The organism is Paenibacillus sp. PastF-3, assembly GCF_029893135.1.
In the GTDB taxonomy this organism is placed as follows: Bacteria; Bacillota; Bacilli; order Paenibacillales; family Paenibacillaceae; genus Paenibacillus_AQ; species Paenibacillus_AQ nitricinens.
Genome location: NZ_JARXWM010000001.1, coordinates 74,302 through 92,339, shown reverse-complemented (window position 1 = coordinate 92,339; position 18,038 = coordinate 74,302). Strand labels below are relative to the sequence as shown.

The following is an 18,038-nucleotide window of genomic DNA, read 5'->3' as shown; positions in this document are numbered from 1 at the left end:
CTCCTTGATGTGTCTGGCTAGGGATCTTTTTATCTACAACACTAAGTATAGGAGATAAAGTGTCATCCTATAAGTCATAAACATCAAGTATAGAGTATGATAAATGTCATACTCACACCCTATTTTTATCCCTTTAGCTATGCAATCGATTAATTTTTCGTTAATTAGCTTGCTTTGCATGCTCTTCTCGGTATTCCGTAGGTGTCTGACCACTAGCTTTCTTGAAGACCTGGGTAAAATACCGTGAATCCTGATAACCCACAAGCGGAGCGATCTGATACACCTTCACATTACTACTTTGCAATATATACTTCGCCTTCTCCATTCGACAGTGAGTCACATACTCCAAGAAGGTATAGCCTGTTATTTGTTTAAATAAAGTACAAAAATGACTGACACTAAGATCGGCAAGTTCCGATACTTCTTCAATACTTAAGTCTTTATGATAATTACTCTCGATATAACGTTTTGTCTTCTCGATGGAACTGCGTGTGTCCTCCCGATTTACAGGTTTACTCCCTTGATTCAATCGCACCCCAAATTCTTCCTTCAAAGCAGATATCATTTCAGTCAAGGTAACCAAATGGTGCAGCTTGCTTAGCAATCCATGTAGAGACCAGTCCGAATTTAGATTCAAATGTTCAAAATGTCTGTATAACACAACAACCATCTCCACAAGAAGACGTTCTGCTATTTCTTTAGGAATAGCTTGAGCTTCAATATATAATGCCAACTCATCAAACAAGGATGACATTTGGTTTCTATTCAAGGTACGAATACTCTCTATCAGCGAGGTCTCCAGCTCTTTTGGATATTTCACTTCTGTATTGCCTGCGAAGGCTGTTTCCTCATCTATGAACACCCCGGCAAGTCCAGAATAGAAACGTTGATACAAAGCTTTTGCAGCCAAAGGATACACTGTGCTTAATTGATCAATGCCTTGTGTACAGCGGCTAATCCCTACTGAGCAGCTTAGCTTGGAATATCTTTTGATCCCTGTAATCAATAGTTCACCGAGTTCTCTTCTGCTCGCGCTTAGAGATCCAGGGAAGAGCAATACCCACTCTCCGTTATGAAAAGGGAAGACTGTAAGTACTCCATGCTCCAGGGACCACTCTTCAACAATATTACGGATCGCAAACAGCCATAGTCGTTTTTCTTCCACACTCCACTGCCCGGTCAACGCAGAATAATCATCCAATTGGACAACAGCCATGAAATAGCCATCTTCAAGTTCGCTATTTTCCAGCCATTTCAGATGCTCTAGCGGTCTTGCATTTCCCAGAGTGATTTCAGCAAACATCCGTTCACGAGCGAGCATTGACAGCATCTGCACGGAATGCAGCATCTGGTCGTTCTCTCTTTGGTCATCCAGTCTTGTTTTCGCTCGGTATAGCATTTCAACCAGTTCGTCATGATCGATAGGTTTTAGCAAATAATCAAAGGCTCCTTGACGCAAAGCTTCTCTCGCATATTCGAACTCCCCGTATCCGCTTATAAAAATAAATACCAGCTTAGCATTCTTTGGCAATACTTCCTTCATCAAAGTGATTCCGTCAATCACAGGCATACGGATATCGCTGATTATAATATGCGGTGTAGTTTCTTCTATTAAGCGGAGGGCTTGTTCTCCATTTCGAGCCTCTCCCACAATTTCCATCTGGAGATCATCCCATGGAATAGCTACCTTTAGACTACGAAGAATAATCGGCTCATCATCTACGAGCAGTACTTTATATTTCTCTTCTATCTCATCCATTCCAGCACCTCCATGCTTATTGAACACTTGAGTTTTGGATCAGATTCCAGTATTCCATCGATGATGCCTGCACTAGCTTTAAAGCATGATCTGCAGACATTTCTTCGTTAATCATTTTTTCGATGACACTTAGGAACATTTTCTTAACTTCAGGTGATAATACGTTATCGTAAGGCACAAAGCTCTTGCGGTTCACTTCCATCATTTCCATCACTTGCGCGAATACCGGACCGGTCTTCTCCGGATCAAAAGCGATACGAATGGATGGAATTCTCAGTCCTTCATATACAATTCGGGTCTGAACTTCCTGCGTGTAAAAAGCCTTCATAAGATCCAAAGCAGCTTCCCGTTTAGCTCCATTTAGTTCGGAGGAAAGACCAATGCCAATGGTGTAACCTCCCGCAATCGAAGGCTCCTCTCCTTGCTTCAAGGCAGGAAATGGAATAACGCCTACCTCATTCTGAAAATCAGCTGGAGCCGCACTTCCAGAAAATAAATTGATATCCCAGTTCCCGTTTAAATACATTGCAGCCTTACCGCTTGCAAATAAACTTACTGCATTTTCAGTTGAAAGATCATTAGACTTGGAACTAAAGGCACCTTCTTTTATCCATTGATCCAAATGCTCAAAAGCCTTTAAATAGGCCTCATTCTGAAAGCTCGCTTGATCTTCACCTGTGATTAGCTTCTGGATCAGCTCGGAGCCAGCATAACGATCCATTAAATAATGTGCAAAAATCCCGGCGGGCCAACGATCCTCATTCCCGAGTGCAAAGGGAATGTATCCTCCAGCCTTGAGCCCCAGTACGACATCATCGAGTTCTTGCAGCGTTGTAGGCGCCCCTAGACCCAGCTTATTGAATATAGTCTTATTGTAATACAGTGGTTCAGCGTTTCCTTCAATGGGCAATCCATAAATATGGTTATCAAAGGTCCATAGATGCAGATCCTTGAATTGATTGGTTAGACCGTTCTCTCGGACAAAGTCAGTCAGATCAACAAGACGATTAGAACGCACATATGGCTCTATTTCGGCCCCACCAAATAATACAAACATATCTGGTGGCGTGCCAGTAACCATCTCACTTTTCAGCTTTTGTTCACGGTGTATCGTCTGGTCTAACCCTTCGAAATTAACTTTTATATTTGGATGCGCAATTTGGTATTTATCCACGATCTCTTCAAAGATAGCCAGCAGTGGCCGATCATGCTCTTTGATCCAGAAGTGACGGAAAGTCAGCGTTATTTTTTCTGGTGAATTATCTTCAATCGGTTCATGATCTCCTAAAGTAATAAATAGAACAGCGCCAGATATCAAGACTAGATATATCCACATCCAGCCCCACTTCAATAACCACTTCATGTCAATCTCCCCCTGTTTCCTCTGTATGATCGATTATGGCAGTATTTTTGGTATTCGGATTCGAATCGTTGAACCAAATCCAGGGGATGAACACACAAGTAAGCCATATGGACTGCCGAATCTGATAATCAGGCGCTCATGAACATTCTTAAGCCCTACACCACTGTCACTATATTTCTTCTGGCCGCCTCCCTCGTTATCCCATAGATTCATCATCTTGGCTAAGTCGAAGCCCGGACCGTTATCTTTTACGATAATGATCATATCCGTACCCATTTCATAGGCTGTGATTTCTATAATTCCAGGGTCCTCCATCGGCTCAATCGCATGGTACAATGCATTCTCTACAATGGGCTGAACAATCAGCTTTTGAGTCATAAACGTTCTAAGATTCTCAGGAAGATTTATAGTATACGAAAATTTATCCTCGAAACGGAACTTCTGAATATCCAGATAATGGCGAACATGCTCAAACTCCATTTGCAGTGGTATCAGCTCTTGATTCTGACTAATGCTAATTCGCAGCAGCTTGCCGAGTGAAATGACCATTTTACTAATATCTTTATTGCCTTGCAGCACAGCCATTGAATTAATTGATTCAAGTGAATTATAAATAAAATGAGGATTAATCTGCGCCATTAAGGCCTGCATTTCTGCTTCCTTCTTCCGCCCCTGCTCCGTCTGCACCTGTACGATTAACTCGCTGATCTGTGAGCTCATTCGGTTAAAGCCATCAATCAGAAAATCACTTTCATCATCAGCACGATAACGTGTAGTGATAGGTGTAAATATCCCTTGCTTCACCCTCTTCATCCCGTTGACTGCGCTATTAATGCTATAAACGAGTCTTCTAACAAAATAGCGGTCAAATAAAATCGCCGATAACAATGAAACCGTACTCAAAATAATCGCAATATTGCGGATAGAAATGGATTCCGAAGAGATTAGATTCATTGGTGTAATCGCTGCCAAATACCAGTCTTTATTATGTGAAGGAAGGAAGGTTATGAGTGATTGTTCCCCCTGATAGTTGTCTATGTAATAGTTTTGTTCCTTAGCATAATCATTTTCTAAAAAAGGGAACTCGGTGCGCTGCCCTATATGTTCACCGGATTTGTTAAAAACTATATTCCCTAGCTTGTTCACTAGCAGAATATCCCCCTTCTTCAGAGTTGCTGCCTCCCAAAAAATCTGATCTAGTAAATCGGGTTTTACGTTAACGACCAAATAGCCGATATCTTCAAGTGAATAATAATCTTTGATCACTCTGGCTTGCACAAGTACCGGATGGCCGGATAATGCTGAACCATTCTCACCGGGTCCTGACCATACAGGGCGCCCCTCCGCACCTTCCATCGCATTAAACCAACTCTGCTTCTTCATGTCCTCAAAGGACATCGGTGCATTGTATTGATAGAGCAGCCGATCTTTGCCATATAAACTAAATGAAGTAATCATCGGATGATTAATCAGCAAATTGTTGAGTTCCTGCTTGCGATCATAGGTGAGCACAAAATTAGTCTGCTTAAGCGATTGTTGAATAACCGGTTGTGTGATCGCAGCATTCGAGATCGAGGAAATTTCGCTAAGTGCGAATTTGAGCTTTCGATCCGTTTCGAGCAGTGAAACCCAGTAGAAGTTGCTTGATTTTTTCTCCATAGCGTTAGAGAAATTAACATATGTAACGATCCCCATCAGGATCACTGGAATAAAGACGAGAAGAATAATAGCGAACAAGATTTTCCGGCGGAGCTTCATGGTATTCCCCTTCCCCCTGCTGTCTCTGTTCTCTAGTATTCTTCACGAAACCGCCTATTCCCTGTAAAGACCTAAAAGTAAGATCAGCTCTTGATAGCTCCTGAAGTAAGCCCCGCAATTACCCAACGACTAAATAACAAGAAGACGATTAGCAATGGCAAGGTCGCCGTAAACGTAGCTGACATGATCATTCCATAATCCAGACCGTCACGATTGGAGAATAACTGTTGGAGCGCGATTTGTATTGTAAAATGTTCTTGGTTCTTTAACACGACCAAAGGCCAAAAGAAGTCATTCCATACGGTCATAAAATTCAGTATGCCTAGTGTTGCCATAGCTGGAGTGATCACTGGAATGGCGATGTTCCAGAAGATCCGGAAATGTCCTCCGCCATCAATCCGTCCAGCTTCGATCAGTTCTGTATGTACAGCTGTAGAGATATACTGCCGCATCCAAAAGATCCCAAAGGCATTAACCATTGCCGGAACAATCAGCGCCTTAAAGGAGTCGATCCAATGGAGCTTGGCCATAATGACATAAGTAGGTAACACACCAAGCTGCTGGGGTACAAATAGAGTAGCAATTACAAAGTAGAAAAGAATATTTTTAAACGGGAATTCATATTTAGCAAAAGCATAACCAGCCAATGTACAGAAAAATACGACCGATATGGTTACCATAGACGAGACGAATAATGAGTTTCCAAGGGCTTGGAAGAAATCCGTTTTATCCAGAACCCGTTGGAAATTATCAAAAAATTGGTTTCCAACCGTAAGCAAAGGGGGGACATGGAATACTGCGCCCCTATCATTTGTGCCAACTACAAACATCCAGTAAAAAGGAAAGATGGACACAAGTGCACCAAGAATCAGAATGAGATAAAATCCTACTTTGCCGAAAATCCCAAGATCATCCGGATCTTTTTTTAATAGACGCACAGTACTCACGCTTTACCCCCTCCTGTATCTCCACCCATGCGGCTTGAAACCAGCATATTAAGGACAGAGAATATGATTGTGACCACAAATAGTAGAACTGCTGTAGCCGCCGCCGTACCAAAGAATCCATTGCGGAATGCCTCACTGTACAAATAAGTAACCATAGTGATTCCTTCCTGACGGGTAGATCCCGTTCCTGATTGCCCCAAGAATACATAAGGTTCAGTAAACAACTGCAGCGCACCTATGGTCGAGAGCAAGGTAACGAATACGATAAATGGCTTTAGTAGTGGTAATGTAATGAAGGTTAATTGTTGCCTTCTGTTCGCTCCATCAATTCGGGCTGCTTCATACAAATCTGTAGGAATACTTTGAAGTCCTGATAGAAAAATAATGGCATTATACCCTGTCCAGCGCCACATCACCATAGTTGAAATCGCGATTTTGACTCCCCACCAGCCAGAGTTGAAGGCCACACTATCTAGCCCTAGACCGTTGAGCAACCAGTTGATCATCCCGTTATTCCCGAACAGTGTGCTAAACACCAGGGTAACCGCAACGATCGAAGTAATATTCGGCATGAAAAAGAGAACCCGGAACGTTTTTTTGAACCGGGTCATCCCCGAATTCAACAATACAGCAATCAAAAGTGCCAATAGGATCTGTGGAATCGTACCAAGCAGTCCCATAATTAACGTGTTGCTAAAAGAAATCCAAAAGGTAGGGTCGCTTGTGACCAGCTCATAATTTTTCATTCCTACGAATTTCATAGGATTCAAGGCATCCCATTTAAAAAATGAAAGGTAGATCGTAAAGAAGATCGGATATAGTCCAAATATCGAGAACAGAATAAAAAAAGGAGAGATGAATGTATAAGCGGTGATGCGGCTCCTTCTTTGTTCCGTTAAAAACGGTCGTTTGCTCTCGGCATGCGGACTTGCAATAACAGGCTCAGCCATGACACACCTCCAGGTAATCTAACGTATCAAGCAAAACGTCTTCGGCGTCCTTATAAGGACGGTAATCGTTTATGCGAGAATTAAAGCATAAAGTATTGCGTGAAACTTATACTTTCTTATAATTAAATCCGAATTCACAGAGAATACTGTTCTCTATGAATCCGGACCTTCAAGGCATTGCGCGCTTTCTGTTAGAAGTCTTAGCTGCGTTCAGCTAGCTTCTTCGCTTGTTTAACAGCTTCATCCCACTCTTTAGCCGGATCAGCCTTTTTCTCCAACACGTTTTTCAGTGCATTTTTGAAGAAGGTATCGGTTTGGTCATGAAGTGGACCGTAGTATACCGGTTTTACACGATTAGCTGCTTTACCAAATTCAACTGCGGTTTGTTGACCACCGAAGAATTCATCCTTGAAATCTACGAATGCAGGATCTTCGTACAGGGCAGGAATGGAAGGCATCAACCCTTTTGTCTTGAAGGATTCCAGTTGATTATCCTTGTTATCCATCCAAGCGATGAAATCATAAGCTTCTTTCGAGTGTTTACCTTCTTTAGGCAGGGTCAGGAATGAACCACCCCAGTTACCAGCACCTTCAGGAAGCTGTGCGATTTTCCATTTTCCAGTAGTATCTGGAGCATTACTCTTAACATTTCCCGCCATCCAAGCCGGTCCCATGACGACTGCAAAAGATCCATCGTTCATTCCTTGGCCCCATTCTGGAGACCAGAGCATTAGATTGCTGATCCAACCTTCTTGGATACCTTTAACCGTAAAATCATAAGCTTTGCGAACTTGCGGGTTGGTGTCTCCGATAAAGCTGCCATCCGCTTTGCTGAAGTAGATTTCATCCGCGGATTGGTCACGCAATGCATTAAAGGTAAGATCTGTAAGATCTACAAAAGGCTTACCTGTCTTTTCCTTGAAAGCTTTGGCTACAGCAGCGAATTTGTCCCATGTATCAATGGCTCCGCCGAATCCTTCCGGGTCACTTGGCAATCCGGCTGCTTCCGCCAAATCTGTTCTGTAATAAACAACGGTCGGACCGATATCTGTTGGTAAACCCAACTGGAAGCTGCCATCTACGGAAGAGGCTTGTTTCCATTTCCAATCCAAATAGTTCGCTTGAATATCTTTGGCTCCAAGATCATTCAGGTTATAGAATTTATCCTGTGCATTGATAAAGCGCTCCATGAAACCGATTTCAAGCTGGAAAATATCTGGTGCACCCGACCCCGCCGATAAAGCTGTGGTCAAATTATTATGATGAGCCGTTTGGTCACCCGTATTTTGAACCTTGATCGTTACGTTTGGATGTTCCTTCGTATACTCCTTCGCTAGATCCTCGTAGTTCACGTTGCCGAGTGTCCAGAAAGAAAGTTCAATTTTCTCAGCAGGCTCAGTACCCTCATCTTTTGTTGGTTCGCTTGTGCTTGCTACGTTGTTACCTGTATTTTTACTTGATGCGTTGTTCTCGGCGTTGTTGCCTCCGCATGCTGCCAGTGAACCTACAAGCATGATAGCGACTAACGAAAGTGCCAAGTGTTTTACTTTATTCATTCCCCTGTACCCCTTTCAAAGGTTTCTCTTACAAGATTTAGTGTACAGGGTTTATTTTCTTTTTTTGAGGAGGTAAACTTCCGATTTATGGTGGAAATACTTACGAACTCAAGATCAGCTTAAATAAATATTTCATACAGACCTATACCTACTAATAACAATCCACCGATAAGATCAGAATGTTTGCCTAGCCAGGTTTTGGACATTCGATTCCCGATTTGCATTCCGGCAGCAACAGTGATAAACGAAAAGGCACCCACTGAGATCGCTGTGAAGGTTGCGTTCACACCGCTGATCCCTGCTCCAAAGCCTGTAGCAATACAATTGATAGCCAGCGCTACACCCAGCCACACCGATTCTTGCCATCTTAAAACATGACGATAGCCAGTATCTGTAGAAGCTGTGCTGAGGACATTGGCCTCTATATCCATGCTAACACTTGAAGTTGGTTTCTTATACACCGCTCTAATACTCCAGAGTCCCATAAACAGAATCAAGCAGCCACCAATGGCATTGCCAAGTGCCTCCGAGAAATATTCTGAGACATATTCTCCTGAGGTAATTGAAAGGAAGGTAGCCAGCATTGAAAGAACAGCAATGATCAGATTAGAGAGAGGTGTAATTCTTGTGGACCGTGCGCCAAAGGAAACGCCTATTCCTAAGTTATCCAAATTTGAAGCCAGACCAATAATAATGATGGAAAGCCAGTGCATATTTAAACCCCCTTAGTACATTCATAACTATGTTATGTCTGAAGTGGGCGCATAGAATTTTGTCCAAACAGGTTCCTCATAAAATGTTCGTCAGCTACTCTTATATTGGATTTTTCATGCTTCCGCAGGTATACTATTTTTATTTCTACCTTCATTAAATGATCAAAAGGAGTTTAATATCTATGCCGATTAACCGCCCGCTGTTTACAGACAGTGATTTCCAAGAAGCCGTTGACCGAAAATTACCTGTCCGAGTCTTTCAGGACGATCATTTGGTGAATTCAGGAGCAACCGTTGTCCGCTTCACTGATTTCGATGTCGTTATTCAGTCCAGAGTTAGTGATCTGACTTACTACTCCCGCAAGAGCTGCCAATTCTTTGAGGTTAGACCCTAAAAAAAGCCGGAACACAGTGACCCTAAGATCACTGCATTCCGGCTTTTTTCAGCAGACGTATGTAGTAGCTTTTTACTTAATAACTCTGTATTTTCCATACACTTTCATTTTCTCATCCAACACTTCCTGAAAACTCTGCTTCTTCTTATTAGATCGCTCTTGCTTAGGATTGACCACGGGCTGAGGTCTAAAAAACTGATGATTGTAAGCCATAAGATGATGTACGATCACATTCATTGGATTTCAAACTCCTTCCGTGACGTTCCTGAAATTTGCAATTCTGCTAGACTGCTTATGGGTATTTACCCAGCTTCTCCAAAGTTTAAACCATTTTAACACATTCTTATTAAACAAAATGAATAATGATCCCTTTTTATAATTCTCTAAATAGATCTTTGTATATCACGTATATCTGTCCACGAAATAAGTGTAATCTGCTCATTGATAATCACTTGCTTAATTTCAATATCGTTTAGTAGAAGATATTCCAATTCTCTTTCTGCATAACATGTCGTTAGGGCTATTAACTGCTCCGTTATTTTAGCTGGATGTATCGTTAATTGGGTTATTCCAGGCTTTAAATTCTTTAATCGTTCAGTTAATCCCTTTTTCATTTCACTGTACGTAGCAGTGGGGTTAATACAATAAGGAAGAGAAACTATATCATCGATTAGTAGAATGCTCCTCTCTTTTGCTGAAGAAATTCTTTTTTTAAACCTTCTCAATTGATCCATATTAAAAAACGGTTGTTCTACTATCCTAGTAGGTAAATTGAAGGGTAGACGGTACTTTTCACATAGATCAAATGTTATTTCTAAAAAATCTCGGCCGGTAAATAATCCCATAATACTTCCCCCGTGACTATCCAGATGAGTTGGATCAATGCCATGTACAATTGCACTTTGGATCTGCGCTTCTATCTCTACTCTAACCTCATCATCAGCAGCGTTTCTTTCCAGAAGTGTGGCATCTATATGAAAATTCCCTTCCTCCGTAATTAAACTATTTAAATTCCTATTTTGGAATACGGGCCTGTACGGATGCTGCTCGCCACTTGTTAAAGTTAAATGAATACCCATATTCTTTATTCCTCTACAATTACTTATCTCCATTGCTTCATTCGAGTCTGGGCAAGGCATCATAATAGATGTGGATGTTATAGCTTTTTTTTCAAATAAATCAACAATAGCTTCATTAGTTCCTTTAGTGATTCCAAAATCGTCTGCATTAATAATTAACAAGCGCTCGTCAGCCGCAAAGCCTAATTTTTGAATCATGAACCTCCCCCCTATTAATGAATGATTTATTTAAAAATAAGGACGTAAACACCGTGAAGTGTTTGCGTCCTTACTGTGTAAAGCGTTCAATCGCTCCTTAGAGCCGTGGAAGCTTAAATCTAGCGCTGTGAAGGAAATCTAGCGTTCCCAAGACCTTTATTACTATGATCAACTTGACCTCTCATCAGTTCAAGCAAATATTCGGGATCAGCGTTCATATCTAACATTTTCATTGCATGTTTAGGAGCGAACCCTTCACTTACACTATGACTGATCATGGCTAGCAGTGGATTAAAATAGCCTCTTATATTCAGCAGCCCTATCGGTTTCTGATGAATCCCGATCTGCATCCAGCATAGGATTTCAAATAACTCATCAAAGGTTCCAAGACCTCCCGGCAGGGCAATAAACGCATCAGCCATACCGCTCATAATGGCCTTACGTTCATGCATACTAGAGACCTCAATCAGATTCGTTAACCCAGAATGCCTGATTTCATCTTTAAAAAGATCCACTGGCATGATCCCAACGACTTCTCCGCCATTGGATAACACTCCGTCGGCTACCTGTCCCATAAGGCCATTTCTTGAGCCTCCATAAACCAGCCTACACCCTTGTGCAGCTATATGATAACCCAATTCTCTAGCCATTTCCGTATATTCTGAGTTAAGACCTGGATTCGATCCGGCGAACACACATATTGTAAAAGCCATACCTATCACTCCAGACTGGTTATTATGGTTCAATTGAGATTAATTCACTAATTGTACCTTAGAATATTAAAATAAGTGTTAAATGAAAGTTATCTTTTTGTTGGAACCTCACTTTTCGCTTGCGGGAGGATCATTACAGCTATAAAAGTAGAACAAACAGCTAAACTAATCATCCGTAGTTTCCTTGTTAATAAGTTCGTCTTGATTTTCCCTTCTTATGATATTATTGTAATTATTATTCATCTTACACCAAGACGCTATTAAGCTGCTCAAAGTTGTATTATTTTTAAACCCCGGGATTCAGATTGCTTTGAATTATGGTATAATTAGCTGCCTTAGATCTACCTTTTCAATCGTAATACCGGAACCAAATGATTATGGAGGGAAGTTATGCTTAAATTTATAGGTGTTTTACTGCTCTTCAGATTAGTGGGCAACCCTTTTCTGGCTATTATTATCCTGCTTCTTATCTTGTATTTCTTGGATCGGCGATATGTGGGTATCTTCCCCAGCATTACAAAGCCCTTCAAAAGAATGCGTCAAATTTCCAAGCTACGTACAACCATTTCTTTAAATCCAAATGATGTTTCATCCAAATTTGATTTAGCGCGGAGTTTGGCAGAACGTAAAAAATACAGGGAAGCGAAGGATCTCCTACTTCAAATCGAGGATCGTTATGAACAATCTGCCGAATATTGGGTAGAACTTGGACATGTGAATCTAAAACTTGGTGCTTTGGAGGAAGGCGAGGCACAGACGCTTCGCGGTCTGGAGATCAACCGTAAGGCTCAATATGGACAGCCGTATCTTTGGTTAGCGGAAACCTTCCGCCATACGAATCATGATAAAGCATTACATTACGTTACTCAGTATCAAGAAATCCAGTCTTCTTCTTCTGAGGCGTATTATCTAGCTGGCTCGATGTATAAAGCGCTTGGCAGATCAGAGGATGCAAAACGAGCTTTCGAAGAATCCACCGCTGTTTATCGTTCACTCCCTAAATATAAAAAACGGCAGGAGCGCGGTTGGGCGTTGCGCAGCTTTTTCGCCAAGATGAAATAAACTTGACCATTCCTTAACCCAAAAATGGAGATCACTTCTGATTATCAGAAATGATCTCCATTTTTTATAATAAATTAGGGAAAACGATGTTATTAGTTCGTCACTAATTTCCAAAGCGATAATGCCGACTCCGGATTCCAGTTGGTATCACCGAAACTTCTAAATGTCACTCGAGCTTCATAAACGTTACCCTTGTATTCAACTTTTGTTCCTACAATGTACAACCCGGTGGCATTCCAAGCTGCTACATCTGGTAATACGGGTTTCACAAGGGTTGTGACTGTATACAAAGAGCTCTTGTCTGAAATATTACCAGCAGCGTCTACAGCTCTCACATGATAATTGTATGTAGTGGAAGCTTGCACCGTTAAATCCGTAAAGGAAGTTCCCTTAGTTTGGGTCAATTCAATACCATCTCGATACACAACATAATGATCAACACCTACATTATCTTGGGCGGCATTCCACATTAAATTAACACTATTGTGCTTCACTGACATGGTATGCAGCCCCTCAACCATCGAAGGCTTCACAGTATCTGGTGTTTCCACTGGAGGTATAACCACTTCCGGGTTTGGTGTGCTAACAACAATAATATTACCTCCGCCTGACGTGTTCCCTGCACGATCCACCGCAACAATATAATATGTATAAATTTTACCTGGTTCTACAGTAATGTCTTTAAAGCTCGTTGTTGAGGATGTTCCGATTCGTTTCGCTATACCGACGCTATCCCCGCGATAAATCATGTAATGATCTACGCCTAAGTTATCTGTTGCAGCATTCCACATAAGCTCTACACTGCCCGATTCTACATTCATCGTGTGTAACCCTGTTACCGTTGACGGCTTCTCCGTGTCTGGTTGAACCCCAGGTCCTGATTCACCGTTCTTTAGATTCACATCAATGACTTGGTAGAAGGCATTCGCCGTATCATCAATATCCCATACCGCCAAAATAACATGGTATCCACTGCGGTCAGTTGGGACATTTACTTTATGTGTCACAGAACGCTCTGGCTGTTTACCGCCATTCTCAAAAGTTCCAATAAGCTCTAAATCGGAACGTTTAATTGGCGCATTAGGATTCCAACCTTTTTTCGTAATGTAGTAATGCCATTTTGTTGTTCTATGTTGTGCTGTAAGATACCACGTGATGTCATTTACTCCGCCAACCATATCGTGCTTAATCCAGCGATCACTGGATTGCTGATCCAGAATTCCTCCGAACATGCCACCCGCAGATGCAATCTTCCCGTCTGCAGGACCCGCCAGTGGGAAGCCCTTTGGTGCCTCTAGACTCTGTGGCTCATATTGAACAGAACCCACATTATTCGCTGCACCAAGCTTCGCACGACTTGCTGGTTCGGATACATAACCGTGTCCTAACGCTTTATCGGTATCGATAAGTCCTACTCCGGCAATAACCCCCGCTGTGATAACAAATGGAGCGACCTTCTTTGCGATACTGCTGTTCTTCATGTTTACTTTCATCATTCATCATCTCGCTTTCTAGTTGTAATTTGAAGACATTGAAAACGAATCCAATGTTATTATAATTTTCAGAAAACATAATAACAATAACCTAAAGAACCAAACGACAATGGATAAAAGACCCATGACAATTGAACGGATTAGTAGTTCTCCCTGCTAATAATGCCCCATCGAAACGATTCATTCTACTCAAATAAAAAGCCAGCCACCGATAAATATATCGGTGGCTGGCTGCAAAAAAACAACTTGTTATGACTTCTGATTCATAAATGGGGTATAGTCCCATTTACATATTTAAATCCTGCTTGTTAGCTTCTCCACTCTGTTTAACCGAAAATGGCCACCAATTTCCTCGGCCGAAGATCCGTACCATTACAGGGACAAAGAACGGCAGGAAGATTAAAGCATACAAGGCCAATCCTACGAGCACCACTGTAGCAATCTGCATCATCGACAATACTCCAGAAGGATACATCGAAGCGAAGGTACCACCCAGAATAACTACAGCTGAAAGGATTACTGTACCCATATTGCGCATAGCGTGTAGAATCGCTTCTTTTACCTCCCATGTTTTATTTTCGTTAAACCGGGCCATTAAGAAAATGCTATAATCCACACCTAGTGCAATCAGCATAACAAAACTAAAGAATGGTGTCGTCCAGGTAATCCCTTCATAGTGCAGAAGATTAACGAAAATAGCCTCTGTAACGCCCAACGCTGAAAAGTAAGTGATCAAAAGTGAAATGATAAGGTAAATCGGCATTACGATTGAACGAAGCAGCAACACTAATATGATGAAAATACCGCTCAGCATCAAGATTACTGTACGCGTATAGTCTTCATTGGAAATGTTCCGCAAATCGCTTTGACTGCTTGTAACCCCGCTAATAGCTGTTTCAGCATTTTCAAGCTTCGTACCTTTAACTGCGCGATCTACTGCTTTTTGAATATCACCCACACTATCTATAGCCTCTGAGCTGTATGGATTCTCTGTGAATACCACGTCCAACGTCATCACCTTACGGTCATCAGACAAGTACGTATCAAATACCTGCTTTATACCTTCAGCTTTAAGTGCCTCAGCTGGTACGAAGAATCCGCTCAGTTCTTCATCCTTAGCCGCTTGAATCTGATTCAAGTATTCTTGTGCCGAGCCCAGACCGCTTGTAATTTGCTTCAATCCATCAGCACTATCGCTTAGTCCAGTGGTTAAGGCTCCAATCTGACCTGTCAATTCACCAAAACCATCTGCAAGCTGCTTCTGTCCGCCTTGCAATTGGTCAAGACCACTTGTGATAGATGGAATCTTATCTACGATCTGCCCTTGACCTGCTGCCGCCTGATCGAGTCCAGCTTGCAGCTGACCGATTCCAGCTACAAGCTTAGCTAAACCTTGCGCGAGCGCGGTTTGCCCAGCCGCTGCTTTGGCATAACCGGCATTCGCCTCATTTAAACCAGTAGCTGCACCTTTAAGCTGTTCTGAAACCTGACCAAGACCGGCTGCTAGTTGCGCTGCACCCGTACCACTTTGTGTTACTGTACCTTTGATCGTCAAATAATTTACATCCTGAACAATTTCCGGATAACTGCTCTCAAGGCCAGCAAAGGAACCGTCCAGTCCTTTTAATGCCTCTGCTACCCCTTGCAGCTGCTTCGGAAGCTGCCCGAGTCCTTCACCCAGCTGGGTTAAGCCACCACCGATTTTTTTATAGCCCTCAAGTAACTTCGCATTTGCATCTGCTAATTGTTTAGCACTTGTTGCTGCCTGCTGAAGACCGGCTTTGATCTCTCCCGCACCCGCTGAGCCACTCTTAATCCCGCTCTCAATCTGGGTGAGCCCAGCACCTAAAGCAACGATTCCATCTTTGAGATCAGCTGTGCCCTCTGTCAGCTTAGCACTTCCTGCAACAGCCTCTGTAAGTTTCGGAGCATTATCGCTAAGCTGTTTACTGGCTTCAGACAAGCCGGTTTGAATCTTGGTCAGTCCTTCATTACTCTGGTCCAGTCCAGCAGAAAGAGTACCCACCTGATTCGGAATCAAGAAATCACTAATCAGCTCACCTGTTGGACGTGACATACTCCGAACAGATTTTACGCTATCCACTTTTTCCAATTCACGGCTGATTTTCTCTGCAAGTCCCAGATATTCTGAATTGTCCATACGATCATCATTCTTGATTACGATCTTGCCAGGCATCGATTCACCTGGTCCGAAGCTCTCTGAAATAATATTAAAACCTTTTACCGAAGCATATTCTGAACCAATTTCCTCCAGGCTGTTAAAGGACAGCTTACCGCTATAGGTAACTAAGAAAGGGGCTACGATTACTGCAACAATTAGAAGAGCGGCCCACGGTCTTTTTAAAGAAAAAGAACCTGCCCATCCCCAAATACGGCTCTCACTATGCTCCAGCTTGCCTCGGGAAGGCCAGAATAGCTTTTTGCCTAGAACAGCCATAAAGAATGGAACAATCGTCACAAGTGCCAATAGCATAACTGCAATACCAACTGCAACAGCTACTGCTGAACGATAAAGAATAAATTTCGATAACCCAATCGCTACAAAACCTACAAACACTGCTAAGCCCGAATAGAACACCGTTCCTCCAGCTTTTCGATAAGTTGCAATGATTGCACTTTTAGTATCTTCTGCGGTCATCAATTCTTCTTTAAAGCGACTGATCAGCAAAATACAGTAATCCGTACCAATTCCGAACATGACTGCAACCATAAAGATTTGAGTAAAGGTAGATAAAGGAAAATCATAACGGTCCACCAAAAAAGCCACGACAGATTGGGATACAATATAGCTGATACCCACTGTCAGCAGCGGTACAAAAGGCGCTACGAACGAACGAAACACGACGAATAGAATAAGTAGGATAAAGACAACTGTAATATACTCCGACTTCTTTAGCCCTGCTTCTGAGCTAGCAATCATATCCTCTGTAATCAGACCTTCACTCGTCAAATAATGATCTGCTTTAACACCTGAGAGCATCTCATCCACTTTATCTGGCAGCGCAGTAACAGCCTCTCCTTCACCTTTTACGGACAACGCCACCATAATGGTCTTGCCATCTTTGGCAATCAGTGTATCTTTAAGCTCACTTTGTGAAAAAGGATCGGTGATGGAATCTAACTGCAGAGATTCCTTATTCGCAGCCAGCTTCTCAACGCCTTGTTGAATACTTTCTGTTTCTTCCACTCCGATTCCCTTCGGGTTATTGAACACAAGGGCTACTTGATGGAGCGATTCGCCTCCCTTGTCGCTTGACGCTTCCTTCATGATTTCTGCTGCTCTAGATGAAGGGTATCCCTCTGGAACGGTAACCTGCCCCTTCTCACGGACAAGATCAGAGAAAGACGGGGCCGTCATCACTAGCACCACCGCTACAGCGAGCCAGATTGCGATAACCGCCCATCTTGCTTTTAGAATCGTCTTCATTGGCTCTTCCCTCCATTATCATTCTGAATTAGACTTGCCAGTTTCTCAAACATCATGATGAACGTCTCAATATCCTTCTTTTCAAAATGAAACAAATACGGGGCCACTACTTCATGTACTTGCGACTCAGCTGCTTCAAATACTTTTTTACCATGCTCTGACATCGATAAATACACCTGACGACGATCATTCTCATCACGGGTTCGCTCGATAATGCCCGCTTGCACCAGTCTGTTGATTATTGCTGTAATGGAGCTTTTACCCACGCAAAAAGTTTCTGCCAGATATGTAGACGTACATTGTTCCTGAGCATTAATCAGACGCAGAATTTGATACTGATCATTCGTTGTATCTGCAGCAATGCTATCTTTAATTCTTGCGGCTACTTGTCGAGTCACCATCATATAAGCATCCATATAACGGTTAATCCAATGCTGAACTTCATCTTCCAAAGCTTCCTACCTCCAAATATAGTTCAACTGTAGAACAGTTTCATTGTCAAACTATAATCCCATTTATTTCAAAAGTCAACTTTACAATTCTAAGGAATAATTTAAAATGTATCCCACAAAAAAACAGGCCGAGAGTTCATCTCGACCTGCCA

General features: G+C 42.2%; 15 protein-coding genes. 2 read left to right on the top strand and 13 right to left on the bottom strand.

Features of this window, described 5'->3' with window-relative positions; genetic code table 11:
- Positions 1-160 precede the first annotated feature (160 nt).
- The 7 genes from M2444_RS00405 to M2444_RS00375 all read right to left on the bottom strand — a co-directional run bounded on the left by M2444_RS00405 (position 161) and on the right by M2444_RS00375 (position 9,046).
- Positions 161-1,759: a response regulator gene (locus M2444_RS00405; RefSeq protein ID WP_280785952.1), complete on the bottom strand. Its 1,599-nt coding sequence runs from the start codon at positions 1,757-1,759 to the stop codon at positions 161-163.
- 16 nt (positions 1,760-1,775) lie between these two features.
- Complete coding sequence (locus M2444_RS00400) at positions 1,776-3,122, bottom strand: ABC transporter substrate-binding protein (protein WP_280785951.1); 1,347 nt, start codon at positions 3,120-3,122, stop codon at positions 1,776-1,778.
- A gap of 33 nt (positions 3,123-3,155) precedes the next feature.
- The gene (locus M2444_RS00395; RefSeq protein WP_280785950.1) at positions 3,156-4,880 is read right to left on the bottom strand and encodes a sensor histidine kinase; all 1,725 of its coding nucleotides are present in this window, start codon (positions 4,878-4,880) and stop codon (positions 3,156-3,158) included.
- Between the two features lie 83 nt (positions 4,881-4,963).
- On the bottom strand, positions 4,964-5,827 hold the full coding sequence (locus M2444_RS00390) for a carbohydrate ABC transporter permease (protein ID WP_094868591.1): 864 nt from the start codon (positions 5,825-5,827) through the stop codon (positions 4,964-4,966).
- Positions 5,824-6,777 (bottom strand): carbohydrate ABC transporter permease, encoded by a 954-nt coding sequence (locus M2444_RS00385; protein WP_094875707.1) that lies wholly within the window; start codon positions 6,775-6,777, stop codon positions 5,824-5,826. Before M2444_RS00385 ends, M2444_RS00390 begins: the two co-directional genes overlap by 4 nt.
- Positions 6,778-6,977: 200 nt before the next feature.
- A complete protein-coding gene (locus M2444_RS00380; protein WP_280785949.1) occupies positions 6,978-8,333 on the bottom strand; it encodes an ABC transporter substrate-binding protein in 1,356 nt (451 codons plus the stop codon).
- A gap of 119 nt (positions 8,334-8,452) precedes the next feature.
- Entirely contained in the window at positions 8,453-9,046 is a 594-nt protein-coding gene (locus tag M2444_RS00375; protein WP_280785948.1) for a manganese efflux pump, read from the bottom strand.
- A 182-nt stretch (positions 9,047-9,228) separates the two neighbouring features.
- Here M2444_RS00375 and M2444_RS00370 point away from each other — a divergent pair, with 182 nt between their 5' ends.
- Complete coding sequence (locus M2444_RS00370) at positions 9,229-9,441, top strand: hypothetical protein (RefSeq protein ID WP_042126976.1); 213 nt, start codon at positions 9,229-9,231, stop codon at positions 9,439-9,441.
- Between the two features lie 72 nt (positions 9,442-9,513).
- On the opposite strand, the gene M2444_RS00365 is transcribed toward M2444_RS00370, so the two are convergent.
- The 3 genes from M2444_RS00365 to M2444_RS00355 form a co-directional block, all read right to left on the bottom strand.
- Positions 9,514-9,678 carry a hypothetical protein gene (locus tag M2444_RS00365; protein ID WP_280785947.1) on the bottom strand — a complete coding sequence of 55 codons (165 nt, stop codon included), beginning with the start codon at positions 9,676-9,678 and terminating at the stop codon, positions 9,514-9,516.
- A gap of 146 nt (positions 9,679-9,824) precedes the next feature.
- On the bottom strand, positions 9,825-10,718 hold the full coding sequence (locus M2444_RS00360) for a polysaccharide deacetylase family protein (protein ID WP_280785946.1): 894 nt from the start codon (positions 10,716-10,718) through the stop codon (positions 9,825-9,827).
- A 119-nt stretch (positions 10,719-10,837) separates the two neighbouring features.
- Positions 10,838-11,431, bottom strand: coding sequence for an LOG family protein (locus M2444_RS00355; protein WP_094868585.1), 594 nt, complete (start codon positions 11,429-11,431; stop codon positions 10,838-10,840).
- A 390-nt stretch (positions 11,432-11,821) separates the two neighbouring features.
- On the opposite strand from M2444_RS00355, the gene M2444_RS00350 reads away from it, so the two are divergent.
- Positions 11,822-12,493 carry a tetratricopeptide repeat protein gene (locus tag M2444_RS00350; protein ID WP_094868584.1) on the top strand — a complete coding sequence of 224 codons (672 nt, stop codon included), beginning with the start codon at positions 11,822-11,824 and terminating at the stop codon, positions 12,491-12,493.
- Positions 12,494-12,585: 92 nt separating this feature from the next.
- On the opposite strand, the gene M2444_RS00345 is transcribed toward M2444_RS00350, so the two are convergent.
- From M2444_RS00345 to M2444_RS00335, 3 genes are all read right to left on the bottom strand, one after another.
- Positions 12,586-13,986, bottom strand: a complete 1,401-nt coding sequence (locus tag M2444_RS00345) for a lytic polysaccharide monooxygenase (RefSeq protein ID WP_094875716.1) — start codon at positions 13,984-13,986, stop codon at positions 12,586-12,588.
- Positions 13,987-14,272: 286 nt separating this feature from the next.
- The gene (locus M2444_RS00340) at positions 14,273-17,434 is read right to left on the bottom strand and encodes an MMPL family transporter (RefSeq protein WP_280785945.1); all 3,162 of its coding nucleotides are present in this window, start codon (positions 17,432-17,434) and stop codon (positions 14,273-14,275) included.
- Positions 17,431-17,886 carry a MarR family winged helix-turn-helix transcriptional regulator gene (locus M2444_RS00335; protein WP_094875700.1) on the bottom strand — a complete coding sequence of 152 codons (456 nt, stop codon included), beginning with the start codon at positions 17,884-17,886 and terminating at the stop codon, positions 17,431-17,433. The genes M2444_RS00340 and M2444_RS00335 overlap by 4 nt, the downstream gene beginning before the upstream one ends.
- Positions 17,887-18,038: the final 152 nt, after the last annotated feature.

Bases quoted from the DNA above. Each gene is read 5' to 3' on its own strand.
- M2444_RS00405 (WP_280785952.1), bottom strand. From the start codon at position 1,759: ATGGATGAGATAGAAGAGAAATATAAAGTACTGCTCGTAGATGATGAG.
- M2444_RS00400 (WP_280785951.1), bottom strand. From the start codon at position 3,122: ATGAAGTGGTTATTGAAGTGGGGCTGGATGTGGATATATCTAGTCTTG.
- M2444_RS00395 (WP_280785950.1), bottom strand. From the start codon at position 4,880: ATGAAGCTCCGCCGGAAAATCTTGTTCGCTATTATTCTTCTCGTCTTT.
- M2444_RS00385 (WP_094875707.1), bottom strand. From the start codon at position 6,777: ATGGCTGAGCCTGTTATTGCAAGTCCGCATGCCGAGAGCAAACGACCG.
- M2444_RS00380 (WP_280785949.1), bottom strand. From the start codon at position 8,333: ATGAATAAAGTAAAACACTTGGCACTTTCGTTAGTCGCTATCATGCTT.
- M2444_RS00375 (WP_280785948.1), bottom strand. From the start codon at position 9,046: ATGCACTGGCTTTCCATCATTATTATTGGTCTGGCTTCAAATTTGGAT.
- M2444_RS00370 (WP_042126976.1), top strand. From the start codon at position 9,229: ATGCCGATTAACCGCCCGCTGTTTACAGACAGTGATTTCCAAGAAGCC.
- M2444_RS00365 (WP_280785947.1), bottom strand. From the start codon at position 9,678: ATGAATGTGATCGTACATCATCTTATGGCTTACAATCATCAGTTTTTT.
- M2444_RS00360 (WP_280785946.1), bottom strand. From the start codon at position 10,718: ATGATTCAAAAATTAGGCTTTGCGGCTGACGAGCGCTTGTTAATTATT.
- M2444_RS00355 (WP_094868585.1), bottom strand. From the start codon at position 11,431: ATGGCTTTTACAATATGTGTGTTCGCCGGATCGAATCCAGGTCTTAAC.
- M2444_RS00350 (WP_094868584.1), top strand. From the start codon at position 11,822: ATGCTTAAATTTATAGGTGTTTTACTGCTCTTCAGATTAGTGGGCAAC.
- M2444_RS00345 (WP_094875716.1), bottom strand. From the start codon at position 13,986: ATGAAAGTAAACATGAAGAACAGCAGTATCGCAAAGAAGGTCGCTCCA.
- M2444_RS00340 (WP_280785945.1), bottom strand. From the start codon at position 17,434: ATGAAGACGATTCTAAAAGCAAGATGGGCGGTTATCGCAATCTGGCTC.